This window comes from Streptomyces sp. MUM 203J, assembly GCF_022414595.1.
Lineage (GTDB): Bacteria > Actinomycetota > Actinomycetes > Streptomycetales > Streptomycetaceae > Streptomyces.
On sequence record NZ_JADWYO010000005.1, the window covers coordinates 172,534 to 187,176 of the forward strand.

The 14,643-nt window shown below is 74.1% G+C and carries 11 protein-coding genes; 7 read left to right on the plus strand and 4 right to left on the minus strand.

Going from position 1 to position 14,643, the window contains the following annotated elements:
* Positions 1 to 108 precede the first annotated feature (108 nt).
* Positions 109 to 798 carry a class I SAM-dependent methyltransferase gene (locus I3F58_RS05415; RefSeq protein WP_240107032.1) on the plus strand — a complete coding sequence of 230 codons (690 nt, stop codon included), beginning with the start codon at positions 109 to 111 and terminating at the stop codon, positions 796 to 798.
* A gap of 206 nt (positions 799 to 1,004) precedes the next feature.
* Positions 1,005 to 1,574: a DinB family protein gene (locus I3F58_RS05420; RefSeq protein WP_240107033.1), complete on the plus strand. Its 570-nt coding sequence runs from the start codon at positions 1,005 to 1,007 to the stop codon at positions 1,572 to 1,574.
* Positions 1,575 to 1,584: 10 nt separating this feature from the next.
* Here I3F58_RS05420 and I3F58_RS05425 read toward each other — a convergent pair whose 3' ends face one another.
* Positions 1,585 to 2,001 carry a Fur family transcriptional regulator gene (locus I3F58_RS05425; protein WP_240107034.1) on the minus strand — a complete coding sequence of 139 codons (417 nt, stop codon included), beginning with the start codon at positions 1,999 to 2,001 and terminating at the stop codon, positions 1,585 to 1,587.
* A gap of 137 nt (positions 2,002 to 2,138) precedes the next feature.
* Between I3F58_RS05425 and katG the strand changes: the two genes are divergently transcribed.
* Positions 2,139 to 4,361, plus strand: coding sequence for a catalase/peroxidase HPI (katG, locus tag I3F58_RS05430; protein ID WP_240107035.1), 2,223 nt, complete (start codon positions 2,139 to 2,141; stop codon positions 4,359 to 4,361).
* Between the two features lie 76 nt (positions 4,362 to 4,437).
* On the opposite strand, the gene I3F58_RS05435 is transcribed toward katG, so the two are convergent.
* The 3 genes from I3F58_RS05435 to I3F58_RS05445 all read right to left on the minus strand — a co-directional run bounded on the left by I3F58_RS05435 (position 4,438) and on the right by I3F58_RS05445 (position 6,244).
* A complete protein-coding gene (locus tag I3F58_RS05435; protein ID WP_240107036.1) occupies positions 4,438 to 4,653 on the minus strand; it encodes a DUF397 domain-containing protein in 216 nt (71 codons plus the stop codon).
* Positions 4,653 to 5,477: a helix-turn-helix transcriptional regulator gene (locus tag I3F58_RS05440; RefSeq protein WP_240107037.1), complete on the minus strand. Its 825-nt coding sequence runs from the start codon at positions 5,475 to 5,477 to the stop codon at positions 4,653 to 4,655. The genes I3F58_RS05435 and I3F58_RS05440 overlap by 1 nt, the downstream gene beginning before the upstream one ends.
* Positions 5,478 to 5,587: 110 nt before the next feature.
* On the minus strand, positions 5,588 to 6,244 hold the full coding sequence (locus tag I3F58_RS05445) for an HAD family acid phosphatase (RefSeq protein WP_240107038.1): 657 nt from the start codon (positions 6,242 to 6,244) through the stop codon (positions 5,588 to 5,590).
* A gap of 364 nt (positions 6,245 to 6,608) precedes the next feature.
* Here I3F58_RS05445 and I3F58_RS05450 point away from each other — a divergent pair, with 364 nt between their 5' ends.
* From I3F58_RS05450 to I3F58_RS05465, 4 genes are read left to right on the plus strand one after another with little or no spacing between them, the layout of a single operon-like run.
* Positions 6,609 to 10,022: an FtsX-like permease family protein gene (locus I3F58_RS05450; protein WP_240107039.1), complete on the plus strand. Its 3,414-nt coding sequence runs from the start codon at positions 6,609 to 6,611 to the stop codon at positions 10,020 to 10,022.
* A 1-nt stretch (position 10,023) separates the two neighbouring features.
* Complete coding sequence (locus tag I3F58_RS05455) at positions 10,024 to 12,807, plus strand: ABC transporter permease (RefSeq protein ID WP_240107040.1); 2,784 nt, start codon at positions 10,024 to 10,026, stop codon at positions 12,805 to 12,807.
* A complete protein-coding gene (locus tag I3F58_RS05460) occupies positions 12,804 to 13,793 on the plus strand; it encodes an ABC transporter ATP-binding protein (RefSeq protein ID WP_240107041.1) in 990 nt (329 codons plus the stop codon). Before I3F58_RS05455 ends, I3F58_RS05460 begins: the two co-directional genes overlap by 4 nt.
* Before the next feature lie 22 nt (positions 13,794 to 13,815).
* A complete protein-coding gene (locus I3F58_RS05465) occupies positions 13,816 to 14,529 on the plus strand; it encodes an ABC transporter ATP-binding protein (protein WP_374207908.1) in 714 nt (237 codons plus the stop codon).
* Positions 14,530 to 14,643 lie beyond the last annotated feature (114 nt).

The window sequence follows — 14,643 nt, forward strand, 5'->3', positions numbered from 1 at the left end:
CCCGCCGGTGATCGCTACGGCGAGCGGCTGTTCAACGGCGCGGGCGGCCGGGAACTGGCCCGGCTCACCGCTCTGGCGGAGGCGTTCGACACCGCCACACGGAATCGATTGAGCGCACTGGGGATCCAGCCGGGATGGCGCTGCATGGACGTCGGCGCGGGCCCCGGCAGCATCACGGGCTGGCTCGCCGAGCAGACGGGCGACGGCGGCGAGGTGGTCGCCGTGGACCGTGACACCCGGTTCCTCGAACCGCTGAGGAGCGAAGGGGTCGACGTCCTTCGGGCGGACCTCCTGGACCCCGCGACCGACCCCGGTCTGTTCGACCTGATCCACGCCCGGTTCGTCGTGATGCACATCCGCGAGCGCGAGCGGGTGCTGGAGCGGCTGGCGTCCTGGCTGCGACCGGGTGGCCTGCTCGTCGTCAGCGACAACGCCGACCTGGGCACACCAGGGTCACCCCACGAGCGATTCCGTGCCACGATGGCCGCTCTCTGGCGAACCCTCGAGCAGTCCATCGGCACCGACATCGAGCACGGCCGCCGTCTCCCCGCAGCCCTCACCGCCGCGGGTCTCGTCGATGTCGACGCGGCGGTGGACATACCGCCCATCGGGCCCGGTACGGCGATCTCCAGGTTCTGGCGGCTCACCCTCGCCGAGACCCGCCCCCTCGTCGTCGCCACGGGTCTGGCGGACGACCACGACATCGACCTGGTGGAGGCGTACCTGGAAGCCCCCGACACCTGGGACTTGTCGCTCGGCATGATCACGGCATGGGGCCGCCGTCCCGCCGCGCGGTAGGGCCGGAGCGCTGGGACTTCGGTACGGGCCTTCGGAGGGAGGCCCGTGCAGGACCGCGCGCACCACCACGGGGTCGGGCAGGGTGCCGGGCAGTGTCCGGACGATCCGTGCTGACATGTGGTCAGAACCAGTGGGACAGGCCGGTTCTGAGAGAACGCAGGCCGGTTTCCGGAAGTCGGTGGCGGCTCGCCCCGTGGGGGACGATCATGCCGACTATGACCGAACAGCCCGCGCGGTGGACTCAGGCGCACGTCTACCCCGACATGTGGACCGATCCCGATCGCGACCCCCGCAACCGCGAAGGCCCCGGCCCCGGGGGCGAGTCGGCGACGCTGCGGGAGTTCCTGGCCGACTACCGGACGACCCTGCGGATGAAGTGCGAGGGCCTGGAGGCGGAGCAGCTCGCCCGCAGGTCCGTGCCGCCGTCGACGATGTCGCTGCTCGGCCTGGTCCGGCACCTCGCCGAGGTGGAGCGGGACTGGCGCAACTGGGTCACCGACGACGACCCGCTGCCCAGGGTCTACGGGAAGAAGGACGGGGACTTCGACGGAGCCGTGCCGGAGCAGGCCGTGGCCGACGCCGCCTTCACCGACCTGGAGCGTGAGCAGGCCGCCACCGACGCTGCGCTGGCCGGGCACCCGGACCTGGGCGCGCGGGTCGGGCGGGACGGGATCGTGGTCCGGGAACTGATGGTGCACCGGATCGAGGAGTACGCCCGGCACTGCGGGCACGCCGACCTGCTCCGCGAGCGTGTCGACGGACGGGTCGGCCAGTGACGGGGGCCGTTCACGCGGTGGCGCACGCCGGGCAGAGGCCGCGGTAGGTGAGGTCGGACTCGGTGACGGAGAAGCCGTGCCGCTCGGATTCGGGCAGCAGGGCCAGGGGGTCGCCGCTGGGATGGACGTCGCGGATGGCGCCGCAGCCCGAACACACCAGGTGCTGATGGGGGCTGTGCGCGTTCGGGTCGTACCGCTTGGCACGGCCGTCCGTGGCGACCTCGGTGATCTCGCCGAGCGAGACCAGCTCCCCGAGGGTGTTGTACACCGTGGCCCGGGAGATCTCCGGCAGCCGGGCGGCGGCCCGTGCGAGCACCTCGTCCGCGGTGAGGTGGATGTGCTCCCCGTCGAGCACCTCCGCGACCACCCGGCGCTGTGCGGTCAGCCGCCAGCCGCGCCCGCGGAGCCGTTCCAGCAGGTCACTCATTGCTCACCAGCCTTACCTGTGCGTCAACGGTTCGTCGTCCGGAGTCTGATCCCGTACGAGTCTGGTTGCCATATTGACTTGGACTGAGTCCATTGTAGGATCAGTTCTGACGGCAGCCAAGAGGTAGGGGATTTTCCATGTCCGAGAATCACGATGCAGACGTCGTAGACGCGAAGACGGAGGGTGGAGGCGGCTGCCCTGTCGCGCACGGGCGCGCCGCGCACCCGACCCAGGGCGGTGGCAACCGCCAGTGGTGGCCCGAGCGGCTGAACGTGCGGATCCTCGCCAAGAACCCCGCCGTGGCGAATCCGCTCGGTGAGGAGTTCGACTACGCCGAGGCGTTCAAGGCCCTCGACCTCGCCGCGGTGAAGCAGGACATCGCGGAGGTGCTGACCACTTCCCAGGACTGGTGGCCCGCCGACTTCGGCAACTACGGCCCGTTCATGATCCGCATGGCCTGGCACAGCGCGGGAACCTACCGGATCAGCGACGGCCGTGGCGGTGCGGGCGCCGGTCAGCAGCGGTTCGCCCCGCTCAACAGCTGGCCGGACAACGCCAACCTGGACAAGGCCCGCCGTCTGCTGTGGCCGGTCAAGAAGAAGTACGGCCAGAGCATCTCCTGGGCCGACCTCATGATCCTCGCCGGAAACGTCGCCCTGGAGACCATGGGCTTCAAGACCTTCGGCTTCGCCGGTGGCCGCGAGGACGTCTGGGAGGCGGAGGAGGACGTCTACTGGGGTCCCGAGACCACCTGGCTCGACGACCGGCGCTACTCCGGCGACCGTGAGCTGGAGAACCCGCTCGGCGCGGTCCAGATGGGCCTCATCTACGTCAACCCGGAAGGCCCGAACGGCAACCCGGACCCGCTCGCCGCGGCCCGCGACATCCGCGAGACGTTCCGGCGCATGGCGATGAACGACGAGGAGACCGTCGCCCTCATCGCCGGCGGCCACACCTTCGGCAAGACCCACGGCGCCGGTCCCGCGGACCACGTCGGCGCGGACCCCGAGGGGGCGTCGCTGGAGGAGCAGGGTCTCGGCTGGAAGAACACGTACGGCACCGGCAAGGGCGCCGACACCATCACCTCCGGCCTGGAGCTGACCTGGACCTCCACGCCCACCAAGTGGAGCAACAACTTCTTCTGGAACCTCTTCGGCTTCGAGTGGGAGCTGACCGAGAGCCCGGCGGGTGCCAAGCAGTGGAAGCCGAAGCACGGCGCGGGTGAGGGCACCGTGCCCGACGCCCACGACCCGTCCAAGCGGATCGCCCCGGGCATGCTCACCACCGACCTGGCGCTGCGCTTCGACCCGGTGTACGAGCCGATCGCGCGTCGCTTCTACGAGGACCCCGACGCGTTCGCGGACGCCTTCGCCCGCGCCTGGTACAAGCTCACCCACCGTGACATGGGCCCGAAGTCGCTGTACCTCGGCCCCGAGGTGCCGGAGGAGACCCTGCTGTGGCAGGACCCCCTGCCCGAGCGTGAGGGTGACCTGATCGACGCGGCCGACATCGCGGCCCTCAAGGCCAGGCTCCTCGGCTCCGGCCTCACGGTCTCGCAGCTGGTCACCACCGCGTGGGCCTCGGCCTCGACCTACCGGGGCAGCGACAAGCGCGGCGGCGCCAACGGCGCCCGCATCCGCCTGCAGCCGCAGCGGAGCTGGGAGGTCAACAACCCCGACGAGCTGGCGGCCGTGCTGCGCATCCTGGAAGGCGTCCAGGCGGAGTTCAACTCCGGTGCCAAGAAGGTCTCCCTGGCCGACCTGATCGTCCTCGGCGGCTCCGCCGCGGTGGAGAAGGCCGCCAAGGACGCCGGTTTCGAGATCGAGGTGCCGTTCACCCCGGGCCGGGTCGACGCGGGCGAGGAGCACACGGACGCCGAGTCCTTCGCGGCGCTGGAGCCCACGGCGGACGGCTTCCGCAACTATCTGGGCAAGGGCAACCGTCTCCCCGCCGAGTACCTGCTGCTCGACCGGGCGAACCTGCTCACGCTGAGCGCCCCGGAGACGACCGCCCTCGTCGGCGGCCTGCGCGTCCTCGGCGCCAACCACGACGGTTCCAAGCTCGGCGTCCTCACCGACACCCCGGGCACGCTGACCAACGACTTCTTCGCCAACCTGCTCGACCTGGGCACGACCTGGTCGTCGACGTCCCCGGACCAGACCGTGTTCGAGGGCCGCGACGCCGCCACCGGCGAGGTCAAGTGGACCGGCACGCGCGCCGACCTGGTCTTCGGCTCGAACTCCGAACTGCGTGCGCTGGCGGAGGTCTACGCGAGCGACGACGCGAAGGAGAAGTTCGTGAACGACTTCGCCGCGGCATGGGTCAAGGTGATGGAACTCGACCGCTTCGACATCGCCTGAGCGGCTGATCGAGCGATCTGATCGGGGCGTCCAGGCCCGGCCCGAGAGGGCGGGACCTGGACGCCCTGTGGCGTGGTCAGGAACAGCCTGGTGCGTTGTCCTTGAGGGCGGTGACGAAGACGCTCCACGCGCGGGGGGAGACCGAGAACACCGGGCCGGAAGGAGTCTTGGAGTCGCGGACGGGGACGGTGCCGGGGACGCCGTGAGCGACCTCCACGCAGTTGCCCGCGTTCTGGCCGCTGTAGCTGCTCTTGCGCCATATGGCGCCCGTCAAGGTGAGATGGCTGGTCATCAGGAGAGTTCCTTGGCTACTGCGGAGATCAGGTCGATGGACGCCCGGGGTGACAGGGCGTCGGCCCTGAGCAGATCATAGGTGTACCTGTACTCCTCTACGCTGGCCTCGTCGGCAAGGATCTGCCCTCGTGCGCGACCGTCCACGTAAACGATTCCAGGCCCCTCCGCGAGAGCGAGCCCGGCGAACGGACCGTCCATGCTCGCGTGCGCACCCACGTTGTACGGGATCACCTGCACGATGATCCGGCGGTCCTCCGTGGCCTCCACGAGCCGTTCCAGCTGCCGTCGCATGACCACCCGGCTGCCGACCGGGCGGCGTAGCACGTTCTCGTCGAGAGCCGTCCAGAGCCTGGGCCGTTTGTCCTTCTCCAGGAGCTGCTGCCGTGTCAGGCGCGCCGCGACAAGATCGTCGGTGTTGGCGACACGGGCCGCCGCGAACAGCGCCTGCGCGTAGTCCTCCGTCTGCAACAGCCCCGGCACGACCTGGTTCTCGAAGTTCCAGATCTCTGTCGCGTCCTTCTCCAGGTCCACGAACCGCCGGAACCACTTCGGGTACGCGTACTCCATTACCAGCGGCCACAGGCGGGCGAAGAACCCGCCGGTCTCCAGCACCGCGTCGGCTCGCGCGGCGAACTCCTCCGACGGCACCCGTCGTGCCTGCTCGATGTGGGCCAGGAGCGTGCGGGAACAGAGGGAGCCGTCGGCCACCTGCTGTTGGGTCAACCCGGCCTCCTCGCGGCGGATGCGCAGCTCCGTCCCGAAGAAGGCCAGGGTCGACATGCTCGGGTTGTTCCTGGGTTCGGCCTGTGTCTCCGCGGCCATGCCGGGCCCCCTCCGGTGCGGCGATCCCCACTCACGGTTTCGCCTCCCAGGCTAGCTGCTGCGCGTAGCCGATGTGCTGCGGAGGGTGAGGGTTGCGCGGAGCGGGCGGATTATGACAGCTTGCCGTCGTAGTCCGGCAGCTTGAACGTGCGCTCGGCGTGACCCCCCGTCAAGTCGGTGGAACGGTTGCCGATGTTGGCGATGATCGTGTAGCCCTTCGCCTCGATCTCGGCGCGCTTCTCCGTCTTGTACGCGGAGACCTCCTCGAACAGATCGGGCAGGTCGCGCACGTACAGGCCGTCCACGGGGTAGCCGACCGACTTCAGGTTGTGCTCCGTGAGGCTGTAGATGATGCCGGGGCGGGCCGTCACGAAGAACACGGCCACCCCGCGTGCGTGGGCGCGCTGCACCAGGTCGCGGACAGGGGCGATGGCCGGGGTCGGGTACTCCCAGAAGAAGTGGAAGTCCGTCTCCAGCGACGAGTTGTCGACGTCCAGGACGATGGCGAGCCTCTCGTCCGACGCGTTCGCGGTCCGTTCGTCGAGGTACGGGCGGGCCGTGGCGACGACCGCCTCGACGTCCCGCTGCCAGGCCTTGTAGTTCACGCCCTTGAGCTGGGCGAGGCCGCCGTGGGCCGGGGCGAGCGCCGCCGGGCGGGCGGGCAGGGTGGCGGGGGCGGCCGTGGCCTGGGTGGCCGGGAGGGCGAGCGCCGCTGTGGCGGCCAGAGTGAGCGTCCAGCGTCGGGCGGCGACACGTCGTCCGTGCATGGGGGTCTCCTCGGTGGGGGGGTGATGTGGGGTGTGGCGGGGATCGGGGTGTCGGACTCGGAGGGGGCGCGGCATGCCTGCTGCGCGGCGCGAACTTTTCGGCATGCTCGCGTCACATGGTGTACGGAATGGGGCCTTCCGGCTACTGGTCGGTAGCGGCTAATTGAGAACTGGACGGTCGGCCCGCCGGTCGGCCTCGCCCCTCCCCGGGACCCGCGTTCCCTGAGGTACGGCTGTGGCCCGCGTTCGGACTCGCACAACAGGCTGATTTCCGTGCGAGCGTGAGGCAGGATGAGTCCGTCCGGTGAGCGGTGACTCCGCACCGGAATCAGGGAAGTTCAGGGGAGAAGACCACGGGGGCACTGTGCTGGGATTCCTCGTCCGCCGGGCGTGGGCGCGGCGGACGCTGGTGGCGGCTGTGCTGTTCACCATCACGCTCACCGGCTGTGTGCTCACCACACTCGCGGCGTACGGGAACGCCGTCGCCGACGCCGGACTGCGCCGCGTCCTCGCGGAGCGGGAGACCGCCCGCACGCTCCTGGAGGTCGAGGCGAGCGTCCGAGCCCGCCCGGACGACCGGGACAGGCTCGACACGCGCGTGCACGCCGCTGCCGAGGCCGCGTTCGACGGGCTGCCCGTGCGGGTGGAGTCGGCCGTCAGGAGCGGCTCGTACCAACTGCCGCCCGCAACAGGGCCGCAGGGCGACGGACCGGGCCGGGACGGCGACGCCCCGCTGACCCTGTTGGCGGCCATGGACCCCGCCCGGGTCACCTTCGGCGCGGGTGAACGCCCGGGTCCGGCCAGGGACGGCGCCCCCGTCCCGGTCGCCGTGCCCGAGGCCGCCGCGCAGGCGCGCGGGCTGGAACCCGGCGACCGGATGACGCTCACCGACCGTCGGGACGGCAAGCGCCTGGAGGTCCGGGTGACCGGCCTCTACCGCCCGGCCGACCGCGACGACCCGTACTGGCGGCTCGACCCGCTGCGCGGCCTCGGTGTCCGCACGCTCGACCTCACCACGTACGGCCCCCTGCTCACCGACCCCTCCGCGTTCACCGGCGGCGGGGTCGCCCCGGACACCCGGTCCTGGCAGGCCCGCGCCGACTTCACGGAGGTGACAGCCGACCGTGCCGACCGGCTCCGCGACACCGTCAGTCAGGCCGTCACCGGCCTGACCGAGGCCCCGGAGGGCGGACTGCGGGCCACCAGTGAACTCCCCGCTCTGCTGGCCGAGACCGAACGCGCCCTCGTGGTCAGCCGGTCCGCCGTCCTGGTCGGCGCCGCCCAACTCGCCCTGCTGGCCGGGTGCGCGATCGTCCTCGTGTCCGGCGCGCTGCACGAGCCGCGAGCCCCGGAGAACGCCCTGCTGCGGGCCCGGGGCGGCACCGGCCGCAGGCTCGCCGCGCTCGCGGCGGCCGAGGCCCTGCTGCTGGCACTCCCCACCGCCGCCGTCGCCGCCCTGACGGCCGGGCCCCTGACCCGGATGCTCGCCGAGTACGGCCCCCGGACGGTCGCCGGGATCCGGCCCCCAGGGCCGGCCGACGCCCGGACCTGGGCGGTCGCCGCATCCGTGGCCCTTGCCTGCGCGGCGGTCCTGATCGCACCCGCCCTGCGCCGCCGGGACTCCTACGTACGGGAGCGGGCCGCGCGGATCCGCCGTCCCGCGCTCGGCGCCGCGCTGCGCGCCGGAGGCGACGCGGGACTGCTCGCGGTGGCCGTGGCCGCCTACCAGCAACTCGCGCGCTACGCGGAGGAAGGCGGCCCGGCGGACGCCGGCGGGCTGTTCGGCGCCGACCCGGTGCTGGTCCTCGCCCCCGCCCTCTGCCTGCTGGCCGGCGCGGTTCCCGCGGTACGGCTGCTGCCGCTCGCCGTGCGGGCCACCCGCTGGACGGCCGCCCGCAGCCGGGGACTCGTCACGGCCGTCGCCCACTGGCAGCTCGCCCGCCGCCCCGGACGGGCCGCCGGGCCGATGCTGCTGGGTGTGCTGGCCGTGGCCTCCGCCGTCCTCGCCACGGGCCAGGGCGCCGGCTGGGACCGCTCGCAGCAGGACCGCGCCGACCACACCGCGGGCGCCGACCTGCGGGTCACCGGCTCCTACACCCCCGCCTTCGGGCGGGGCGGCGTCCACGACGGCCTTCCCGGGGTCGCGGCGGCCACCCCCGTGGTGCGTGAACCGCTCCTGCTCCCCGGCTCCGCCCGGGGCACCCTGCTCGCGATGGACAGCCGCCAGGCGGCCGGCATCCTGCGGCTCCGCCCGGACCTGGCCGACGAACCGGCCGCCCGCCTCTACGCTCCACTGCGGGGCGGTGAGCACGCGGAGCCCGGGATCGTCCTGCCGGACGGTACCCGGCAGCTCCGCCTGACGGTACGGCTCAGGAACGAGGGCGCCGACCCGAGGGCGGCGGCCGACGGGGCGGACGGGGCCGGGCGGCCCGCCGTGGGCGACGGCTCGGACCGGGCCGCCGGGCGTACCGAGGACGCGGCCACGATGCGGGCCGTCCTCCAGGACCGGTACGGCGTCCCCTACACCTTCGACCTGGGCAGGGCGCCCGTCGACGGCGCCCGCCACGAACTGGTGGCGGACCTCGCCGCCGCGGCGGGCGGGGGCGCCCCGGCCGGACCGCTGCGCCTGATCCGGGTGGCGGCCGACTACGAGCTGCCGCTCCCCGCGAGGTGGCGGCTGACCGTCTCCGGGCTGCGGGCCGTCACGTCCGGAGGCACCGGCCCCGTCGACGTGCCCGCCGCCTCCCGCTGGGAGGCCAGGGCCGAGGTCGACGATCCCGACTTCCGGACCGCGGCGAAGCGGGGGTTCGTCGAACCGGGTACGGACGCTCCGGCCGTCGGCCGGGACGGAGCCGTGTTCGACGTCCGCTTCCGGAGCGGGGGGCAGCCGCGGCGCGCCGACTCCTTCCCGTCCCAGGCGCCCTATCACGCCAGGCTCACCCTGCTTCCCGCGGCCGAGCCCGGCGAAGCGGGCCGTGCGCCCCTCGCGGCCGTGGCCACCGACGCGTTCCTGGAGGCTCAGGGCACAGCCGTGGGAGAGACGACGACCGTGGAGGTCTCCGGCGTCCGCCTGGACGCCCGCGTCACCGCGGCGGCACGCACCCTGCCGACCATCTCCTCCGCGGCTGCCGAGCCCGGGGAGGAACCGGGCGGCGCCCTGCTGGTCGACCTCGCGGCCCTGGAGGAGGCGCTGCTGGCCAGGTCCGTGCCAGGAGTGCAGCCCGCCGAGTGGTGGCTGGCCGCCGAACCCGGCCGGGACGGGCAGATCGCGGAGACCCTGCGCGCCCGTCCCGACGGGACGGCCGTGCTGGTACGCGACGAGCTCGCGCGCGACCTGGCCTCCGACCCGCTCGGGGCGGCGCCCCGGTCGGTCCTCGCGGCGGTCGCGCTCGCCGCGGCGGTACTCGCCCTCGCGGGGTGCGCGGTGGTCACCGTCGGGGCGCTGCGCGAACGGGCCGACGACATCGCCGTCCTGCGCGCCCTGGGCACGCCCCGGTCACGGATCGCCGCGTCGGTGGCCGTGGAGCAGGGCTTCCTGGCGGCCGCGGCCGTCGGACTGGGCGCGGTGATGGGCCTGGTGCTGACCCGGCTGATCGTGCCCCTGACCGTGGTGACCGCGCAGGGCGCGCGGCCCGAGCCCGAGGCGGCCGTGGTGCTGCCCGGCTGGCTCGCGCCCTGCCTGCTGGCCGTCGTGGTGACCGTGCCCGTGCTGGTGTCCGCCGCGGCGGCGACACGCGGGGGCAGCCCCGCCGCCGCGCTGCGGAGGATGGAGGACTGACATGGCCGACCGCGACCACCGCGACGCGGCCGGGCCCACAGGACCCGGGGGTTCCGCCCCCTGGGTGCGTGCCCGGCTGCGGGCCGCCCCTGCCGGCGGACTCGCCATGGGACTCCTGGTCCTGGTCACGGCCTTTCTCGCGGCGGCCGTGCCCCGGCAGGTGGCCGCCCAGGAGAACACGGCGCTGCGCCAGTCCCTGGAGCGGGCGCCGCTGCTCCAGCGGACCGTCACGGTGTACTCGGGCCTGCACCACGCGCAGGTGCGGGGCGGCGAACGGCTGCCGACCCCGGAGGAACTGGCGGGCGAGGCGCGGAAGGTCCGCGACATCGCGCGCCCGCCGTTCGCCCCGGACCAGGCCGAGACGGTGACCGGCATCCGTACCGTCCCGGTCGAGGTGCCGGACAACGGACTCCCCAGACCTCCCGGCGGTTACGAGCCGCGGCTCACCCTCCATGCCGGGCCGCGGGACGCCGACCGGCACATGCGGCTGGTCTCCGGCCGGATGCCCGGGCCCGACGTGCGCGACGGCACGGTCGAGGCCGTGATCACCGAAGGCACGGCGCGGACCATGAAACTGCGGACCGGCTCCACCCTCACCTACGCCGACGCCGCCGGCGTCACGATGACCGTGCGCGTCAGCGGGACCGTCGCGGCCCGTGACCCGGACTCCGCGCACTGGAGGGCCGAGCCGGACCTGCTGGAGCCCGCCCAGCACACCGTGCCCGGACCGGTCACCCCGTGGCCCCGGTTCTGGCACTTCACCGCGTTCGTCGACAGCGGGGCGCAGGAGGTGCTGCTGCGCTTCGAGGGCGGCGCCAGGGTCTACCAGCACCATCCCCTCCTGGTGCGGGACGTGTCGGCCTCGGACGCCGCCGCCCTGCGGTCCTCGCTGGCCTCGCTGTCGGCGGGCGCGGACGAGGCCCGGCTGCGGGAGGAGTCGGAACTCTCCGACCCGGATGTGGTCGCCGACGATCTCATCGCCCTCCTGGACGCGTTCGAGGAGGAGCGGGCCACCTCGCGGGCGCTCGTGCTGACCGCCGCCGTCGGGGTCGGCGCCGCCGCGCTCGTCGTGCTGGCCCTGGCCGGGGTGCTCGCCGCCACCGCCCGCCGCTCCGAACTGGAACTGCTGCGGGCACGGGGCGGGAGCCTGGCCGGGATCGGAGGGCGGCTGCTCGCCGAGACGTCGGCGGTCGCGGTACCCGCCGCCGCCGCGGGCACGGCGGCGGCCGTGCTGTGGGTGCCCGCGCCGGGCCTCGCCGTGCCGCTCGTGACGGGCGCCTCGGTGGCCCTCGTGGCGGCACTCGTGCTGCCGTCGATCGCCATGACCGTCCTCCGCGGACCGGGCACGCCGGTGCGGGGCGACCTGGCGGCCACCCGCCCGTCCCGCCGCCGCACGGTCCTGGAACTCACGGTCGTCGCCCTCGCGCTGAGCGGTCTCGTCGCCGTACGGCGCGGCATCGACAGCGGTACGGGAACGGGCGGGACCTCCGACGACCCGCTGACCGCCGCCGCCCCGGTGCTGCTGGCGGTGGTGGCCGCGCTGGCCCTGATGCGCCTCTACCCGCTGCCCCTGCGGCTCCTGGCCCGCCCGGCCGCCCGGCTGCGGGGCCTGGTCACGCCGCTGGCGCTGGCCCGCCTCGGCCGTGCCCCCGCCGTCTCCGCACTGCCGCTGCTCGCCGTGCTGGTCGCGCTGACCGTGTCGGCCTTCGGCGGCGCCGTCCTGTCGGGCGTCACGGAGGGCCGGGCCGCCGCAGCGCTGGCCGAGGTGGGTGCCGACGCGCGTGTGGAGGCGCCCAGGGGACTGCCCGCCGGGGTGGCGGAGAGCGTCGCCCGCACGCCCGGGGTGACGGCGACGACCCCCGTACGGATCGAGCACCGACGCACATTGGAAGACGCCCCCGGGCGGACGTTCACGCTCGTCGCCGTCGACCCGCGGCAGTACGCGCGGCTGGTCGCCCGCACCGGGCTCGACGGTGGGGAGGCGTTCCCCGCCGGGCCGCTCGGCCGCGCCGACGGCGACGGCCCCGCCCCCGCCGTCGTCTCGCCGGGACTTGCGAAGGCCGTCGGTGAGGGCACGGAGGCGACCGTGGACGCCGAGAGCGGACCCGTACGGGTCCGTGTGGTCGCCGTCCGCGCCGAAACCCCGGCCGCGACCGGGGACTTCATGGTCGTCCCCACCGCCGCGCTGAAGGAGTCACGCCCCACCGCCCTTCTGCTCGCCGGCACCGGACTGGACAGCCGCGCCCTGAAGGAGGCGGCTCCGGGCGAGGGCGTGACGGTGTCCGTCCGCACGGAACGGCAGGCCGGCTACGGGACCGGGCCGCTCCAGGACGGCACCCGGCTGATCCACCTCGTGGCCGTCGCCGCCGGACTCGGGTACGGGGTGCTGGCGCTGCTGCTGTGGCTGACCCAGTCCGCGCCGGAGCGGCGCACGCTGCTGACCCGGCTGCGGGCGATCGGGACCGGTCGCCGCCAGGGCCTCGGCCTGGCCTGTGCGGAGACGCTGCCGCTGACGCTGGTCGGGGTGGCCGGCGGGGTGGCGACCGCCCTGGCGACACTGGAACTGCTGCGGCCGGGCGTGGACCTGACACCGCTGGCCTTCAGCGCGCGGATGCGCGCCTCCGGCGAGGAGGCCGTGCGGGCGGGTCTGGCGCCGGACGCCGGTTCGCTGCTGTGGCCGTCGCTGCTGCTGCTCGCCCTGGCCGTCGCCTCCGCGGCCGTACAGGCGTGGCCGGGCGGCACACGTGAGGACGCGGAACGACTGAGAACGGGAGACAGGGAATGAGCAGCGGACCGAGCACGACGCCGGATCCCGCGGCGGACGGCGCGCGGCGGGAGGGCGCCACCACTGCGGCCCGCGCCCGTCACGGTGACGGAACGGGAGCGACACGGGATCCGCTGATCGTGTGCGACCGGCTGGTACGGATCTTCACCGCGGACGGTGTCGAGGTGCAGGCCCTCCAGGGACTCGACCTGGTCGTCGGCCCGGGCGAGCTGACCGCGCTCGTCGGCGCCTCCGGCAGCGGCAAGTCCACGCTGCTGAACATCCTCGCCGGGCTCGACACCCCGTCCGCCGGGGCCGCCGAGGTCTCCGGGGTCGACCTGGTGACGATGGACGCCGCCGCCCGGCTGCGCTACCGCCGCGAGGTCGTCGGCTTCGTCTGGCAGCAGGCCGCCCGCAACCTCCTCCCGTACCTGACGGCCGCTCAGAACATCGCTCTGCCGATGCAGCTGGCCGGTGGCCGGACCCCGCGGGGCAAGCGCGCCGCACGGGTCGGGGAACTGCTGGAGCTGCTCGGCGTCGGGCACTGCCACGACCGTCGGCCCGACCACATGTCCGGCGGCGAGCAGCAGCGTGTCGCCATCGCCGTGGCCATGGCCAACTCGCCGGTGCTGCTGCTGGCCGACGAGCCGACCGGCGAACTCGACTCCCGCTCGGCGGACGAGATCCTCACCGCCATGCGTACGGTCAACGAGGAATTCGGGACCACCGTCCTGATCGTCACCCACGACGCCACGGTCGCCGCGGCGGTCCGCCGTACCGTCGCCATCCGCGACGGGCGGACCTCCTCGGAGGTGCTGCGCCGCGCCCAGCGCGACGAGAGCGGTGCCGAGGTGGTCGTGGCCGCCGAGTACGTCACCGTCGACCGGGCCGGCCGCCTCCAGCTGCCCGCCGAGTTCGCGGAGAAGCTGTCGATCCGGGACCGGGCCCGTCTCGCGCTGCAGCCCGACCACATCACCGTCCACCGCGACGACTCGCACGATGCCTAGCCCGACGACCGACGGAGAGCAGATGTCCGCGACCGGCGACGCCGGAACGACCGCACCGGACCGGCCGATGGTCGCCGCCCGGGGCCTCGTCCGCACCTACGGCGGCGGACCGGCCGCCGTACACGCCCTGCGAGGCGTGGACCTCACGCTGCCACGGGGCGAGCTGGTGGCCGTCCACGGGCCCTCGGGCGTGGGCAAGACCACCCTCCTGAACCTGGTCGGCGGCCTCGACCGGCCCGACGAGGGCCGGGTCGTCGTCGACGGCACCGACCTGTCGGCGCTCAGGGAGAAGCGACTGCTGGAACTCCGGCGGGAGCGGATCGGTTTCGTCTTCCAGACCTTCGGCCTGGTCCCGGTGCTGAGCGCCGCGGAGAACGTGGGCGTCCCGCTGCGGCTGCGCCGTGTCCCCTGGCGGGAGCGCGAGGAGCGGGTGGCGCGGCTGCTGGACCGGATCGGCCTCGGGGACCACGCGGCGCAGCGGCCCGGGGAGCTGTCCGGCGGCCAGCAGCAGCGTGTCGCGGTCGCCCGCGCGCTGGCCGCCGGGCCCGCGTTGCTGATCGCTGACGAGCCGACCAGCCAGCTCGACGCGGAGACCCGGGCCACGGTGGTGGGCCTGCTGCGGGCCGCCGTGGACGACGAGGGCACGACCGCGCTCGTCACCACGCACGACGAGGAACTGCTGGACCGGGCGGACCGGGTGTACGCGCTACGGGACGGGGTGCTGGCGCGCCCGTAGCAGGGGGCCGGCGCGCGGCCCGTGCGCGTGCCTCAGGCGCGCGGGCCGAGGCGCGGTCCCGCACCCGGCCGTACGGGCAGGGTCCTTGCCGCCGTCCCCGCCCCGGTGCCCGGC